Below are 14,434 nucleotides of genomic sequence, written 5' to 3' on the forward strand. Positions count from 1 at the left end.
GCGAGGCGAGACCGTCGCGAAGGCCGCGACGCGGTCCCCCTCTCCCTCGTGGAGAGGGGCTAGGGGTGTGGGGCGTGAACTGCTCTGGGGCGGCCGATGCCGTCCTCCGAGACCGGCCGCCATGGACGGCTTCCGAGGACGGCATCGACCGAGGCGCGCAGTCCTGCACGCCCCCCACCCCCGGCCCCTCCCCACGAGGGGGAGGGGAGACCGTCGGCGTCCTGCATCCGCGGCGCGGCCGCGAGGAAGGCTCGAGCAATGACGCACGACACCCCGAACGCCCCGGCGACGGCCCCGCGCGTTCCGCGCGCCACCTACCGGCTGCAGCTGCGCCGGGAGTTCCCGTTCGCGGCGGCGGAGCGGGTCGTGCCCTACCTCGCGGCGCTCGGCATCAGCCACCTCTACCTCTCGCCGATCCTCGCCTCGCGGCGGGGCTCCGTGCACGGCTACGACGGCGTCGACTTCACCGACGTCGATCCCGAGATCGGCGGCGAGGAGGGCCTGCGCGCGCTCGTCGCCGCTGCGCGCCGGCACGGGATGGGGCTCATCGCCGACATCGTGCCCAACCACATGGCGGTGGGCGGGGCGGACAACCGGTTCTGGCTCGACGTGCTGGAGAACGGGCAGGCGAGCCGCTACGCCCACTATTTCGACATCGACTGGAACACGCCCGACCCCGTGCTGGAGGGGAAGGTCGCGGCCCCCTTCCTCGGCGCGCCCTACGGCGAGGTGCTGGCGAACGGCGAGATCACGATCGTCTTCGATCCACGGATGCGTCGGCTCTGCGCGGCCTACTACCATCACCGCTTCCCGCTGAACCCCGGCGACTACGGCGAGATCCTGCGTGCCGGCGACCCCGCGCTCGTGCCGCTGGCGGAGCGCTTCGACGAGGCGCGCACGCCCGAGGCCTTCAAGGAGGCGCGCCTCGCGCTCGCCGAGATGGCCGGCGAGACGCTGGAGGCGGCGCTCGCGCGGGTGTCCGAGCCCGCGACGCTGCACCCGCTCCTCGAGCGCCAGAACTGGCGCCTCGCCTGGTGGCGCACGGCGGGCGACGAGATCAACTGGCGGCGCTTCTTCGACATCACCGAGCTCGCGGGGCTCAGGGTCGAGGAGGAGGACGTGTTCGAGGGCGTGCACGCCGAGATCTTCCGCCTCTACGCCGAGGGCCTGATCGACGGCCTGCGGATCGACCACGTCGACGGCCTCGCCGACCCCGCCGGCTACGGAAGGCGCCTGCGCGAGCGGCTCTCCGAGATCGCGCCGCAGCGCCCGCCCGAGGCGCCGGAGGGGCCGGCGATCGTGCTCGTCGAGAAGATCCTCGCCCACGACGAGACGCTCGCGACCGACTGGGCGGTGGACGGCACCACCGGCTACGAGTTCATGGACGCCGTCGGCGGGCTCCTGCACGATCCCGACGGCGAGGAGATGTTCACCGACCTGTGGAGCGAGGTCTCCGGCCGCTATCCGGATTTCGCCTCCGAGGAGCTCGATGCGCGCAACGAGATGCTGGTGCGCAACTTCGCCGGCCAGCTCGACGCCGTGGCGCACGCCTTCCACGACCTCGCCCGGCGCGACCTCGAGACCCGCGACGTCACCTACCACGCGCTGCGCCGCGCGCTGGTCGCCCTCGTCGCCGCCTTCCCCGCCTACCGCACCTACGCCACCGCCGGTGCGGCGCCGGGCGCGGACGCGCCGATCCTGGAGCGTGCCGTCGCCGCAGCCAAGGACATGGCGGGCCCCGGCGAGGCGCCGATCGTCGATCTCGTCGCGGGCTGGATCTCGGGCGTCGGCGTCGCCGACCAGGAGATCCGCGCGCGCGCCGTCGTCGCCTTCCAGCAGCTCTGCGCGCCGGTCGCGGCGAAGTCGGTCGAGGACACGGCGTTCTACCGCTACGGCCGGCTCGTCTCGCGCAACGAGGTCGGCTCGGACCCCGGTCGCTTCGCCGTGTCGCGCGACGCCTTCCATGCGCAGTCGCTGGAGCGCGCCGAGCTGTTCCCGCACGGGATGATTGCCACGGCGACCCACGACCACAAGCGCGGCGAGGACGTGCGCGCCCGCCTCGCGGCGCTCTCCGAGGTTCCCGCGGAGTGGGCGGATCGGGTGGGCTCCTGGCTCGACATCAACAAGCGCCACACGCGCGACGCCGTCGATCCGGCGGACGAGTACGTCCTCTACCAGATGCTGCTCGGCGCCTGGCCCTACGGCCTCGCGCCGGACGACGCGGAGGGCGTGAAGCGGCTCGGCGCGCGGCTCGTGCGCTGGCAGGAGAAGGCGCTGCGCGAGGCCAAGCTCAACTCGTCCTGGACGGAGCCGGACGCCGACTACGAGGCCGCCTGCGCCCGCTTCGTCGAGGCAATCACCGATCCGGCGGTGGCACCGGCCTTCCTCGCCTCCGTGCACGCCTTCGTCGAGGCACTGGCGCCGGCGGGCGCGGCGAACGGGCTCGTGCAGGTCTTCCTGCGCTCGACGGCGCCCGGCGTGCCGGACTGCTACCAGGGCCGCGAGTTCTGGGACTTCTCCCTCGTCGACCCGGACAACCGTGACCCGGTGGACTACGAAGCCCGCGAGGCGGCGCTGGCGGAGGGCGCGCCGTTGGCCGATCTCGCAGCGCGGTTCCGCGACGGGCGGATCAAGCAGCGGGTGATCGCGCGCTGCCTCGCGGCGCGACTGGCGCTGCCGGATCTCTTCGCGAACGGGGAGTACGTCCCGCTCGGCGTGCGCGGGCGGCGGGCCTCGCACGTCGTCGCCTTCGCGCGGCGGCATTCCTCCTCGCTCGCGATCGCGGTGGCCGGGCGGCTGATGGGCGGGGCGCTGATCGGCGGCGACGCGATCGCCCCGCCGGCCGAGTGGTGGGGCGACACGCGCCTCGTCGTGCCCGACGACCTGGTCGACACGCGGCTGGAGGAGGCGCTCGGCGAGCGGGCGAGCGCGCGGACCTTCGGCGTCGAGACGCCGGTGGCGGAGCTGCTCGTCCCGCTTCCCGTGAGCCTCTGGACCGCGGCCTGAGCGACGCGCGCCGTCGGCGCGGGTTGCCCCCCGGGCGCGCGCGCGCTATCGCGTGGCGCTCGGATCACGGGCGGGACGCATCATGGCCAAGCAGGGCAAATCGGACGACGCGAAGGCGAACCGGCTGAAGGCGCGGGTGCCGCGAGGCTTCGTCGACCGCGGCCCGGGCGAGCTCGCCGCCGCCGAGCGGATGCTCGCCGAGATCCGCGCGGTGTACGAGCTCTACGGCTTCGAGGCGGTGGAGACGCCCCTCGTCGAGTACACCGACGCGCTCGGGAAGTTCCTGCCCGACCAGGACCGCCCGAACGAGGGCGTGTTCTCGTTCCAGGACGAGGACGAGCAGTGGCTGTCGCTGCGCTACGACCTCACCGCGCCGCTCGCCCGCTACGTGTCGGAGAACTTCGAGTCGCTGGCGAAGCCCTACCGCTCCTATCGCGCGGGCTGGGTCTTCCGCAACGAGAAGCCCGGGCCGGGGCGCTTCCGGCAGTTCATGCAGTTCGACGCCGACACGGTCGGCGCCGCCTCCGTCGCGGCGGACGCCGAGATGTGCATGATGGCGGCCGACACGCTCGACCGGCTGGGGCTCGCCGGCCAGTACGTCGTCAAGGTGAACAACCGCAAGGTCCTCGACGGGGTGATGGAAGCAATCGGGCTCGCCGGCGAGGAGCAGGCCGGGCGGCGCCTCGTCGTGCTGCGGGCGATCGACAAGCTCGACAAGGTCGGAGTGGACGGCGTGCGCGCGCTGCTCGGCGAGGGGCGGATGGACCCGAGCGGGGACTACACGAAGGGGGCCGGGCTCGATGCGGGCCAGGCCGAGAGGGTCGTCGCGTTCACCGAGGCGGCGCGCGCCACGCTCGAGGAGACCTTCGCGGCGCTGGACGCCGTCGTCGCCGGCTCGGAACGGGGCGCGCAGGGCGTCGGGGAGCTGCGCGACATCGCAGCTCAGATCGCAGCGTCGGGCTACGCGGACCGCGTGAAGGTCGACCCCTCCGTCGTCCGCGGCCTCGAGTACTATACCGGCCCCGTCTTCGAGGCCGAGCTGACCTTCCCCGTCACCAACGAGGACGGCGTGCCCGTGCGCTTCGGCTCGATCGGCGGGGGAGGGCGCTACGACGGGCTCGTCGGGCGCTTCCGGGCCGAGCCCGTGCCGGCGACGGGGTTCTCCATCGGCGTCTCGCGGCTCCTCTCGGCGCTGCGGCTCGTGAACAGCCCCATCGTCGCCGGCGCCGAGCCGCAGGCGCCCGTCGTGGTGCTGGTGATGGACAAGGACCGTGTCGTCGACTATCAGCGCCTCGTCGCCACCCTGCGGGGCGAAGGCATCCGCGCCGAGATGTATCTCGGCTCGGCCGGGATGAAGGCGCAGATGAAGTACGCCGACCGCCGCCGCAGTCCCTGCGTGATCATCCAGGGTTCGGAGGAGCGTGACCGCGGCGAGGTCCAGATCAAGGATCTCGTCGAGGGTTCCAAGGCGTCGGCGACGATCGAGACCAACGAGGAGTGGAAGGCCGCCCGGCCCGCCCAGGTCTCCGTCCCGGAAGCGACGATGGTCGACGCCGTACGCGCGATCCTCGCTCGGCACCGGTGAGGCTCGGGCCACGGCTCAGGCCAAGGCTCAGGCGACTTGCGCGGCCGTCCTCTCGATCTCGTCGAGCGCCTTCACCACGGCGTCGAAGGTCAAGAGCGTCGAGGCGTGGCGGGCCTTGAAGGCGCGCACCGGACCGAGCACGGCGCAATCGGCCCAGGCGCCGGCGGGTGGCGGGCCGTCGTGCTCGAGCATCGCCCGCATCGTCTCGCGCAGGGCCCGCAGCGCCTGCGGCGTCTCGCCGACGACGTGGCGCGCCATGATCGAGGACGCCGCCTGCCCGAGCGCGCACGCCTTCACCTCGTGGCCGAAGTCCACGACGTGTCCGTCCGCGACGACGAGGTCGACGGTCACGGTCGAGCCGCACAGCTTCGAGCGCACGGTGGCGCTCGCCTGCGGCGCGGCGAGCCGGCCCAGCCGCGGGATGTCCGCGGCGAGCTCCAGGATCCGCGCGTTGTAGATGTCGTCGAGCATGGCAACGTCCGGCTCGTAATTTCCCCGTCGAGGCACAATATAGGCCGTGGAGCCTCGGAGGGCGAGGGACACGGCGCGTCGGACCGAGCGCGTGCCGCGCGACCTTCGCTGCGGCCATGTGCCGCGAAGCGCCATCCGAGGCGCGAGCCGGCGCGTAAGCGTGGGCGTTATGTGAAGCGGGAGGCGCCACAATGGATGCCGTGGTTAAGACCTTGTCCGCGCGTGTGGATGCGCACGACGCCGGCGAGAAGACGATCATCAGGCCGAGCCGGGAGGAGGCGGAGGCGGCGGTACGCACGCTGATCGCCTATGCGGGCGACGACCCGGATCGCGAGGGCCTGAAGGAGACGCCCAAGCGCGTCGCCAAGGCCTATCGCGAGCTCTTCGGCGGCTACGAGGAGGACGCGGGCGCTGTGCTCGCCAAGGTCTTCGAGGACGTCGAGGTCTACGGCGACATGGTGCTGGTGCGGGACATCCCGTTCCATTCGCATTGCGAGCACCACATGGTGCCGTTCCACGGCTCGGCGCACATCGCCTACTTCCCGTCGAAGGGCGTGGTGGGGCTCTCCAAGCTCGCCCGCGTCGTCGACGTCTTCGCCAAGCGCCTGCAGACGCAGGAGACCATGACCCAGCAGATCGCCGACGCCATCGACGACGCCCTGCGTCCGCGCGGCATCGCCATCCTGATCGAGGCCGAGCACATGTGCATGTCCATGCGCGGCGTGCGCAAGGCCGGCGCCTCGACGGTGACGACGGTCTTCACCGGCGTCTTCCGCGAGGAGCCCGCCGAGCAGGCCCGGTTCTTCACGCAGGTGCGCCTGGGGAAGTGACGGGTAGCGGGCTTCCTCGGGCGGGGTCGGGACCCCGCCCGGGCGGCTTCCGCGCGCGCATGAACCCGGGCGAGCCCTTGACGCGCCGCGCCCGCGCACGCCACCTATCGGCCCGGCCTCCGCCACCGAGATCCGAGCCCGATGACGCACGCGACCTTCCCCGCCGCCCCTGACAAGCACGCCCTCGAGGAGGGCGAGATCCTCGCGCCGCGGTTCGGGGCGGACGGGCTCGTCAGCGCCATCGCGGTGGATGCCGACACGGGCGAGATCCTGATGCTCGCCCACATGAACGCGGACGCGCTGGCGATGACGCTCGAGACCGGCGAGGCCTGGTACTGGTCGCGCTCGCGCGGGGCGCTCTGGCACAAGGGCGCGACCTCCGGGCAGGTGCAGACGCTCGTCGAGATGCGGGTCGATTGCGACCAGGACGCGCTCCTGCTGCGGGTGCGGGTGGGCGGCGACGGCGGCTGCTGCCATACCGGACGGCGGGCGTGCTTCTATCGCCGGGTCGTGACGGGGGACGGCGGGCCGCGGCTCGCGGCGGTTCCTGCGGTGCACGAGCGCAACGATCCCTGAGATACGCTTTTTTCGCGATCTCCCGCATCGATCCACGATCGCGATACGTTGTTCAGATCTCCTTCATCGATCGAAGGAGACGATGGGCGACGGCTCGGGAGAGTGCGGCATGCTTTTGGGTGATCTGGCGCGGAGAGCCTTCGGAGGGTCCGGCGTGGCCGGTGCGGGTCTCGCCGAGACGGCGCTCGGTCTCGCCGCCGCGCCCGCGCCGTCTCCGGCACCCGTCTCACTTCCCGCGTCCCCCGTGCCGCACGCGTCGCCTCCCGCCCCGACGCTCGGCACGAAGCCCGGCGCGAAGCCGCAGCGCAGCTCCCGCCACCGCCTCAAGATCGGCATCGCGCTCGGCGGCGGCGCGGCGCGGGGCTGGTCGCACATCGGCGTGCTGCGGGTGCTCTCGGAGGCCGGCATCGAGCCCGACGTGATCGCCGGCTCCTCCATCGGCGCCGTCGTCGGCGGCTGCTACGCCGCGGGAAAGCTCGACGACGTCGAGGCCTTCGCGCGCGGCCTGACCAAGCGCCGGGTTCTGGGCCTGCTCGACTTCCACATCGGCGCCTCGGGGCTGATCGCGGGGCACCGGCTCAAGCGGCTGCTCGAGGTCGACCTCGGCGCGTTGCGCATCGAGGAGCTGCCGCGCACCTTCGCGGCGATCGCGACCGAGCTCGGCACCGGCCACGAGGTCTGGCTGACCAGGGGCCCGCTCGTCCAGGCGGTGAACGCCTCCTACGCCTTGCCGGGCATCATCGACCCGGTGCGCATCGGCGGGCGCCTGCTGATGGACGGCGCGCTGATCAACCCCGTGCCGGTCACGACGGCCCGCGCGCTGGGCGCGGATCTCGTCGTGTGCGTCAACCTCAACGGCGACCTAAAGCTGCGTGGTACGACCATCCAGTCGCTCGAGCCGCACCCCCAGGGCGAAGAGGAGGACGAGGTGGTCGAGGCGGTGATCGAGGAGCCGCGGCGCTGGGGCCTGTTCGGCCCCGTGCGCGGCGCCGCCGACCGCGTGCGTAATCGCCCGGCGCGCCCACGCATAGGGCCGGGCGTCGCCAGCGTGATGATCGACGCCTTCAACATAACCCAGGACCGCATCTCGCGATCGCGGCTCGCGGGGGACCCGCCGGACCTGATGGTCTCGCCGAAGCTCGGTGCCGTCGGCCTGTTCGAGTTCCATCGGGCGGCCGAGGTCATCGACCTCGGCGCGCAGGCGGCGCGGCGGATGCTGCCCGATCTCCAGGAGCTCCTCGCCGAGGCCGAGCGCCAGACCGGGCGCTGAGCCGGGTCGAGTGCTCCGCTCACGTCTGCGGGCAGGCCTCGCCCGTGGGGCGCCAGTTCATCACGTTGATCGCGATCGTGCATTCCGCGAGCCGGCCCGAGAGGCAGACCCGCTCGCCGGGTTCGAAGGCCCGCCCGAAGGCGCGGCACATGCAGGCGTGCGGGCCGAGCAGGGGCTGCGCGAGGCTCGTCGCCGCGGGCGCGGGGACCGCCGCGGGACGCTCCTGCCCGATCGCGGGGGCCGCGAGCGCGGCGAGGACCAGGCCCGCGGCGCTGGCGTGGGAGAGGCGGCAGGCCAGCCGGCGGTCGGCGAGACGGGTCATCGGGCGGCTCCCTCGTCGGGGACGACGCGCCATGGTCCCGCCGCGGGTCTGCGCCTGTCAAGCGCGCGAGACGTTCGCCCAGCGCCGGCGCGGCAATCCGATCCAGCGCGGCGTGCGCCGCGCCCAGATCTCGAACTCGGCGCCGAAAGCCTCCGCGAGCGCGCGCTCCTCCGGCCGCACGACGAGAACCGTCATGGCTGCGAGGTAGAGCGCCATGCCCGCCCCGGCCGCGAGGGGCGACCAGAGCGCGAAGCCGGCGAGCGGGATCAGGAAGGCGAGGTAGATGGGGTTGCGGCTCACCGCGAAGCTCCCGCTCGTCACCAGCCGGCACGGCTCGCCGAAGCTCGCGGCGCGCAGGGCGAGGCCCATCTCGCGCTGAAGGTAGGCGACGAGGCCGATGAACAGGGCGCCCGTGCCCGCGAGCACCAGGAGCCGCGGCGAGGGCGCCGCGAGGTCCGCCGCGAGGCGCGGGGCGAGGGCGAGCGCGATCACGAAGGTCGCCGCCCAGGAAACGCCGGCGACGACCGCGCTGCGATGGGGCAGGGTCATGGGTTCGTCCTTCCGCGGACCGGGAGCCGGGCCACGTCCCATGCTAGCGCCAGAGCCCTGAAGGAAGGGTGGACGCGCACCCGCTCGCGGGCGCGCGTCCGGGTCACACGGCGGCGTGCGCGCCCTCCAGCGCCCCGAAGGCGCGCACCCACATGGCGCATACGCCCGAGCGGACGATGTCGTCGGCATCGAACTCGACGATCGGCACCGGCAGACCCTGCGCGCGGATCATGGCGATCACCTGCGCGAGGCCGGACGTCTCCTTGAGGTCGCACTGCGAGACGTCGCCGTTGATCACCGCCGTGCAATCCTCGCCGAGCCGGGTGAGGAAGGTCTTCATCTCCTGGAGCGTCGCGTTCTGCGCCTCGTCGAGGAGCACGAACGTGTCCGACCAGGAGCGCCCGCGCATCACCTCGAAGGGCACCATCTCGATCTCGCCGTTCTTCAGCGCGATGTCGAAGGCCCCGCGCCCGATGCGCTCGCGGATCGTCTCGACGACCGGCGCGGCCCAGGGCGCGAACTTCTCCTCGAGCGAGCCCGGGAAGAAGCCGAGCGAGCGGCCGGCGGGGACGTTGGGGCGGGTGAGGACGATGCGGCCGATGCGCCTCTGGCGGAAGAGATCGGCGGCATGGGCGGCGGCGATCCAGGTCTTGCCGGTGCCGGCGGGCCCCAGCACGATCGTCTGAGGGTTGGCCTTGAGGGCCGCGAGGTAGGCGGCCTGCGTCGCGTTGAGGGGCTTGATGGGAGCGAGCGCCCGCTCGTGCTCGAATTTTCCGCTGGCGGGGCCTCCGTGGAGCTCGACGATCTCACCGGATTCGAAGGAGCGACGGGTGCGGCGCTTCTGCTTGTCGTAACGCTTGCTCAACGGCCTGTCTCCTTGGCGGCGACGCGGGACCACCGTCCCGGGCGCCGCGTCGGAGCGTCCGGAACGTCTCGCGAGGAGAGGGGGGTGGCGGAACGGAGCAGGTGCGGTCGAAGGGCAGAACGCCGGGGCGAGCCGAGGGGTTTCGGCGTCTGCCGTGATCGTCGAGAGGAAGGTCTGTGCGACGCTTCACACGATCCTCGTCGGTTCGTGGGCCTCGTCTGTGCGACGGACCCGCTCCGCAAAGCAAGGTGACCGATTCGTGTGACAGTTTAGTTCACGCCGCGCGGAGGTGGCGAGTCCGTCCGCGCCATTCGGACGCGGGCATGGATCACGGCGCGCCCGTCGTCGTTGCCCCGGACGACGCCCGCACCGGCGGGCTCCGCAACGCATTGGTGGAGAACTTCCGATGGACTGGGCGAATTTCCTCGAAGCGCAGAACGTGATGACGATCGGGCTCGTCCTCGTCCTCGCGATCGGCCTGTTCGCGTTCTTCCTGCGCCGCAAGTCGAACCGCACCGCCGCCGCGAACGCCTTCTCGGGCGATCCCGAGCGCTCGGCACTCGCCCGCAAGGCGGAGCGCAGCGAGCGGGAGCCGGGCCCGGCCGACGGCGCGAGCGACACGGCACGGCCGCCGCGGTAGCAAGAGCGGCGATCACCAAACCGTCCGCGGCATCCTGAACGGCAGCAGCATCTGCACCCACCCGCGCGTGAACCGCGGCATCGACAGGCTCTCGTGCATGGCGCGCACGTCCTCGCCGAGGAGGCGCGTGGCGATCTCCGAGCGGGTGTAGAACGGCGTGTCCTCGAAGGTCTTCAGCACCCGGGGCGGGGCGCCGCCGGGCTCGGCGCGGGTCTCGCGGGGCATGCGCCAGATCGCGCCGGGCGGCAGGGCGGCGAGCGGCGGCGTCGCGAGGTCGCGCACCGTGCCGTCGCGGCCGATGTCGAGGGCGAGCACCTGGCGCGAGCCGTCGAGCCGGATCACATCGTAGAGCACGCAGGCGCCGCGAGAGGTCGGCGCGCGCGACCAGTTCCACCAGTCGAAGTCCGCCTCGAGCGGGCGTGCGCCGAAGTTCATGTCGAAATACGCGTCGCCCGAGAAGGTTACGCCCGGATGCTCCAGCGTCACCTCCGCCCGCGAGGCCGGCGCGATCGGCCACCACATGTGCCGCGCCCCGGCGTCGAGGCCGAAGATCTGCGGCGTGAGGCCGGACGGCGAGAGCCGCACGCGGCCCTTCAGTCGCCCGGGGACGGGCATCGTGCGCTCGTCGAACTCGACCACGAGCGCGCCGCCCTCCCAGCGCATCTGCGAGGGGCCGATCGACAGCGTCGTCGTGTCCCGCGAGAGCGCGCCGCGGCGGCGCTCGGTGAGCGCCCAGCGCTTGTGGCCCCGGCCGTAGAGCACGACGTTCATGGCGGGAAAGTCGTGCGGGTCCGCGGGGCGGCCGGCCTTCGCGCCCTTGCGGCGCGCGAAGGCGTAGTAGGGCGAGAACACGTTGCCGATGAAGGCGATGATGGTGAGCCCTAATGTGCCGTCGTCGCTCAGGACGTCGACGTACCACCAGCAATACCCGTCGTCCGCGACCGTGCGGTCGAAGCGGAATCGCGGGATATCAGATGCGCCGCCGTCCAGCCCGAGAGGGCCGCCATCGGCACGCCCGCTCCCGGATGCACGCTCCCCCCCGCCAGGTAGAGCCCCGGCAGCCTCGTGCGCACGCTCGGGCGCTCGAAGCTCGCGTTCCAGCCGTGGCTCGCCCGCCCGTATAGGGCGCCCCCCGTCCCCGGGAACAGCCGCTCGAAGTCGCTCGGCGTCGTGATCCGCGTGGCCTCCCGGGTGCGCTCCACCGACAGGCCGAGGCGGTTCAGATGTCGAAAGGTCGCCGTCTCGCATGTGGCGATCTCCTCTTCGCTGAAGGGGCGGGTGTCGCCGGTGGCCGGCGCGTTGACGATCATGAACAGCCGCTCGGGCGCGTCCTCGGCTGCGCCGTCGATCCGCACGCCCCGGTCGTCCCGATCCTGCGCGCAGACGTAGACGGTCGGCTCGTCCGGCAGACGTCCGCGGCGGAAGATCGCCTCGAACTCCGCCGGGTAGTCGCGCGAGAAGAACACCGTGTGGCGGGTGATCGGGAAACCCCGCGTGCGGGCCCGGAGCGAGACGGTCAGCGCCGAGAGCGAGCGCTGCGCGGTGCCCATGGACGGCACCGCGCGGGCGGCCTCGCGCCCGAGGATGCCGGCGGCGATCGCGCCCGAATCGGCGTTGGCGACCACCCGGGCGGCGGGGATGCGCTCGCCCTGCGCCGTCACGACGCCGGCGGCCCGCCCACCCTCGACCAGAACCTCGCGGACCTCGCAGCCGAAGCGGAACGCGGCGCCCTTCTCCGCCGCGAGCGCCCGGAGCGCGTCGGCCAGGCGCTGCATGCCGCCCTCGACGAGCCACACGCCCGCCTGCTCGACATGGGCGATCAGCATCAGCGTGGCCGGGGCCAGATACGGGGAGGAGCCGGTGTAGGTGGCGTAGCGCCCGAACAGCTGGGCGAGGCGCGGATCGCGGAAGTAGCCCTCGAGCGCCGGCATCAGTGTGGTGAAGGGGCGGATCGCCAGGAGCTCGTGGGCGCCCATCATCCCGCGGCTCGCCATCAGCTTGGGCAGCGAGGGCTCGGGCGCGCGGATGAAGGGCTCGTCGAGCATGGCGAAGACCCGCGCCGAGGCCGCGCAGAACTCCCGGAAGCCTTTCGCCTCCCGCGCGCCGGCGAAGGCGCCGATCGCGTCCGCCGAGCGCTCGACGTCGGCGAAGAGGTCGAGCCGCGCGTCCCCCTCCCAGGCGTGGCGGGCGAGGATCTCCGCCTGCCGCAGGCCCACCCGCTCGTCGAGCCGCGCACCGGCGGCCTCGAAGATCGCGTCGAAGACGCCGCGGAGGGTCAGCACGGTGGGCCCCGAATCGACACGTGCGCCGTCGACGACCACCTCGCGCATCTTGCCGCCAGGGGCGGCGCCGCGCTCGAGCACCGTCACTGGGCGCCCGGACGCGGCGACCAGGACGGCGCAGACCAGGCCGGCGATGCCGGCGCCGATCACGACGGTTCCATCTTGTCCGAAGTCTGCCACGGGGGCGGGTCCGAAGTTCACCGAAGCATCCTGGCCGTTGACACCAGCGAAAGCTATGTCAATCTGACTTGACAGTCCATACAGACAAAACCGGTTGACACGCCGGAACGCGACATCCGGGGAGGCTTGCATGAAGGTCCGTATCGACGCCGGGACCCGGATCGAGAGAGCGATGGAGGCGGCGCTCGCCCGCGCCGGCGGGGCGGACGCGCCGCCGCTGCTCGCCTCGGCCATGCGCTACGCCGTGTTCCCCGGCGGCGCGCGCATCCGCCCGCGCCTCGCACTCGGCGTCGCCGCCGCCTGCGGGGACGGCGAGCCGGGCCTCGCGGAGGCGGCGGCGATCGCCATCGAGTTCCTGCACTGCGCCTCGCTCGTGCACGACGATCTGCCCTGCTTCGACGACGCCTCGACCCGGCGCGGCAAGATCTCCGTCCATTGCGCCTTCGGCGAGCCGCTCGCGGTGCTCGCCGGCGACGGGCTGATCGTGCTCGCCTTCGAGACGCTGGCGCACGCCGGCGCCGCCGCGCCGCGGCGCCTCGCGCCCCTCGTCTCCACCATCGCCGCCTCGACGGGCATGCCCTACGGGATCGTGGCGGGCCAGGCCTGGGAGAGCGAGCCGGCGATCGACCTCTCCCTCTATCATCGCGCCAAGACCGGCGCGCTCTTCTCCGCCGCGACCCGCGCGGGCGCGCTCGCCGCGGGCGGTGATCCGGAAGCCTGGCGGGCGCTCGGCGAGCTGCTCGGTGAGGCCTACCAGGTCGCCGACGACCTCCACGACATCGCCTCATCGGCGGAAGAGATCGGCAAGCCGACCGGGCAGGACGCCGCCCACGGCCGCGCCAGCGCGCCGGCCCTGCTCGGCGTCGAGGGCGCGATCGACCGGCTCGAGGGCCTCGTCGCCGACGCCATCGCCGCGATCCCGCCCTGCGACGGCGCCACGGAGCTCAAGGCGGTGATCCACCACGCCGCCAAGCGCTTCGTGCCCAAGAGCCTCGCGCGCGTGGCCGCCTGAGGCGGCGCACGCACCCGAGACAGCGGACCCGAGGGCCATGCGCCTGCCCGACCTCGTCCTTTCCTGGCGCGACAGGCTCGTCTCCAGCGAGCGCTTCCAGGCCTTCGCCGAGCGCTTCCCGCTCACCCGCCCCATCGCGCGGCGCCGGGCGGCAGCGCTCTTCGATATCGTCGCGGGCTTCGTCTACACGCAGACGCTGCTCGCCTGCGTGCGACTCGACCTGTTCGAGATGCTGCGCGAGACGCCGCTCGCCCCCGCCGCGATCGCCGCGCGCACCGGGTTGCCGGATGAGGGGGCCAAGCGCCTCCTCGACGCCGCCTGCGCCATCGGCCTGCTGCAGGCGCGCGCGGGCGGGCGAATCGGGCTCGGGCCGCACGGCGCCGCGGTGCTCGGCAACCCCGCCGTCGCGCCTATGGCGCTGCACCACCCGCTCCTCTACGACGACCTCGCCGACCCCGTCGCCTGCCTCGCCCGCGGGCCCGGCGGCGGCGCGCTGGCGCGCTACTGGGCCTATGCCCGCAACGCGGAGCCCGGCGCACTCGCGGACGAGGCGGTGGGCGCCTACACCGACCTGATGGCGGCCTCGCAGCCGATGGTCGCCCGCCAGATCCTCGAGGCGCACGACGTCTCCCGCCATCGGCGGCTGATGGACGTCGGCGGCGGCGCCGGCGCCTTCCTGCGCGCGGCGGCGGCGCGGGCGCCGAGGACCGAGCTCGTCCTGTTCGACCTGCCGCCGGTCGCCCGCGCCGCCGCCGCGCGATTAGCCGCCGACGGGCTCGGCGCCCGAATAGGGACGGTGGGCGGCCGCGTCTTAGGCGATACGCTGCCCAAGGGCGCCCCCGCGAT

14 protein-coding genes are annotated in these 14,434 nt (G+C 73.0%); 8 read left to right on the forward strand and 6 right to left on the reverse strand.

Annotated elements, in window-relative coordinates; all coding sequences use genetic code 11:
* Nucleotides 1-258: 258 nt before the first annotated feature.
* A complete protein-coding gene (gene treY, locus ACTZWW_RS10815) occupies nt 259-3,006 on the forward strand; it encodes a malto-oligosyltrehalose synthase (RefSeq protein ID WP_444780966.1) in 2,748 nt (915 codons plus the stop codon).
* 82 nt (nt 3,007-3,088) lie between these two features.
* Entirely contained in the window at nt 3,089-4,591 is a 1,503-nt protein-coding gene (gene hisS, locus ACTZWW_RS10820) for a histidine--tRNA ligase (protein ID WP_444780967.1), read from the forward strand.
* Nucleotides 4,592-4,618: 27 nt separating this feature from the next.
* On the opposite strand, the gene ACTZWW_RS10825 is transcribed toward hisS, so the two are convergent.
* Nucleotides 4,619-5,062: an iron-sulfur cluster assembly scaffold protein gene (locus ACTZWW_RS10825; protein ID WP_444780968.1), complete on the reverse strand. Its 444-nt coding sequence runs from the start codon at nt 5,060-5,062 to the stop codon at nt 4,619-4,621.
* 191 nt (nt 5,063-5,253) lie between these two features.
* On the opposite strand from ACTZWW_RS10825, the gene folE reads away from it, so the two are divergent.
* From folE to ACTZWW_RS10840, 3 genes are all read left to right on the forward strand, one after another.
* A complete protein-coding gene (folE, locus tag ACTZWW_RS10830) occupies nt 5,254-5,892 on the forward strand; it encodes a GTP cyclohydrolase I FolE (protein WP_444780969.1) in 639 nt (212 codons plus the stop codon).
* A gap of 141 nt (nt 5,893-6,033) precedes the next feature.
* Nucleotides 6,034-6,468: a phosphoribosyl-AMP cyclohydrolase gene (gene hisI, locus ACTZWW_RS10835; protein ID WP_444780970.1), complete on the forward strand. Its 435-nt coding sequence runs from the start codon at nt 6,034-6,036 to the stop codon at nt 6,466-6,468.
* 244 nt (nt 6,469-6,712) lie between these two features.
* The gene (locus tag ACTZWW_RS10840) at nt 6,713-7,738 is read left to right on the forward strand and encodes a patatin-like phospholipase family protein (RefSeq protein ID WP_444780977.1); all 1,026 of its coding nucleotides are present in this window, start codon (nt 6,713-6,715) and stop codon (nt 7,736-7,738) included.
* Between the two features lie 19 nt (nt 7,739-7,757).
* Here the strand turns inward: ACTZWW_RS10840 and ACTZWW_RS10845 are convergent, their stop codons facing one another.
* The 3 genes from ACTZWW_RS10845 to ACTZWW_RS10855 form a co-directional block, all read right to left on the reverse strand.
* Nucleotides 7,758-8,060: a hypothetical protein gene (locus tag ACTZWW_RS10845; protein WP_444780971.1), complete on the reverse strand. Its 303-nt coding sequence runs from the start codon at nt 8,058-8,060 to the stop codon at nt 7,758-7,760.
* 57 nt (nt 8,061-8,117) lie between these two features.
* Nucleotides 8,118-8,609 (reverse strand): methyltransferase family protein, encoded by a 492-nt coding sequence (locus tag ACTZWW_RS10850; protein ID WP_444780972.1) that lies wholly within the window; start codon nt 8,607-8,609, stop codon nt 8,118-8,120.
* Between the two features lie 103 nt (nt 8,610-8,712).
* On the reverse strand, nt 8,713-9,414 hold the full coding sequence (locus ACTZWW_RS10855) for a PhoH family protein (protein WP_444780978.1): 702 nt from the start codon (nt 9,412-9,414) through the stop codon (nt 8,713-8,715).
* A gap of 466 nt (nt 9,415-9,880) precedes the next feature.
* Between ACTZWW_RS10855 and ACTZWW_RS10860 the strand changes: the two genes are divergently transcribed.
* Nucleotides 9,881-10,114 carry a hypothetical protein gene (locus tag ACTZWW_RS10860; protein WP_444780973.1) on the forward strand — a complete coding sequence of 78 codons (234 nt, stop codon included), beginning with the start codon at nt 9,881-9,883 and terminating at the stop codon, nt 10,112-10,114.
* A gap of 12 nt (nt 10,115-10,126) precedes the next feature.
* Here ACTZWW_RS10860 and ACTZWW_RS10865 read toward each other — a convergent pair whose 3' ends face one another.
* On the reverse strand, nt 10,127-10,966 hold the full coding sequence (locus ACTZWW_RS10865) for a carotenoid 1,2-hydratase (RefSeq protein ID WP_444780974.1): 840 nt from the start codon (nt 10,964-10,966) through the stop codon (nt 10,127-10,129).
* 47 nt (nt 10,967-11,013) lie between these two features.
* Nucleotides 11,014-12,597, reverse strand: coding sequence for a 1-hydroxycarotenoid 3,4-desaturase CrtD (gene crtD / locus ACTZWW_RS10870; RefSeq protein WP_444780975.1), 1,584 nt, complete (start codon nt 12,595-12,597; stop codon nt 11,014-11,016).
* Nucleotides 12,598-12,718: 121 nt separating this feature from the next.
* Between crtD and ACTZWW_RS10875 the strand changes: the two genes are divergently transcribed.
* Both ACTZWW_RS10875 and ACTZWW_RS10880 read left to right on the forward strand, forming a co-directional pair.
* Complete coding sequence (locus ACTZWW_RS10875; RefSeq protein WP_444780979.1) at nt 12,719-13,588, forward strand: polyprenyl synthetase family protein; 870 nt, start codon at nt 12,719-12,721, stop codon at nt 13,586-13,588.
* 37 nt (nt 13,589-13,625) lie between these two features.
* Nucleotides 13,626-14,434 (forward strand): methyltransferase (locus tag ACTZWW_RS10880; protein WP_444780976.1); only part of this gene is annotated, 809 nt, incomplete at its 3' end.

This window comes from Salinarimonas sp. NSM (assembly GCF_052380005.1).
Taxonomy (GTDB): Bacteria; Pseudomonadota; Alphaproteobacteria; order Rhizobiales; family Beijerinckiaceae; genus Salinarimonas.

Bases quoted from the DNA above. Each gene is read 5' to 3' on its own strand.
- treY (WP_444780966.1), top strand. From the start codon at position 259: ATGACGCACGACACCCCGAACGCCCCGGCGACGGCCCCGCGCGTTCCG.
- hisS (WP_444780967.1), top strand. From the start codon at position 3,089: ATGGCCAAGCAGGGCAAATCGGACGACGCGAAGGCGAACCGGCTGAAG.
- ACTZWW_RS10825 (WP_444780968.1), bottom strand. From the start codon at position 5,062: ATGCTCGACGACATCTACAACGCGCGGATCCTGGAGCTCGCCGCGGAC.
- folE (WP_444780969.1), top strand. From the start codon at position 5,254: ATGGATGCCGTGGTTAAGACCTTGTCCGCGCGTGTGGATGCGCACGAC.
- hisI (WP_444780970.1), top strand. From the start codon at position 6,034: ATGACGCACGCGACCTTCCCCGCCGCCCCTGACAAGCACGCCCTCGAG.
- ACTZWW_RS10845 (WP_444780971.1), bottom strand. From the start codon at position 8,060: ATGACCCGTCTCGCCGACCGCCGGCTGGCCTGCCGCCTCTCCCACGCC.
- ACTZWW_RS10850 (WP_444780972.1), bottom strand. From the start codon at position 8,609: ATGACCCTGCCCCATCGCAGCGCGGTCGTCGCCGGCGTTTCCTGGGCG.
- ACTZWW_RS10860 (WP_444780973.1), top strand. From the start codon at position 9,881: ATGGACTGGGCGAATTTCCTCGAAGCGCAGAACGTGATGACGATCGGG.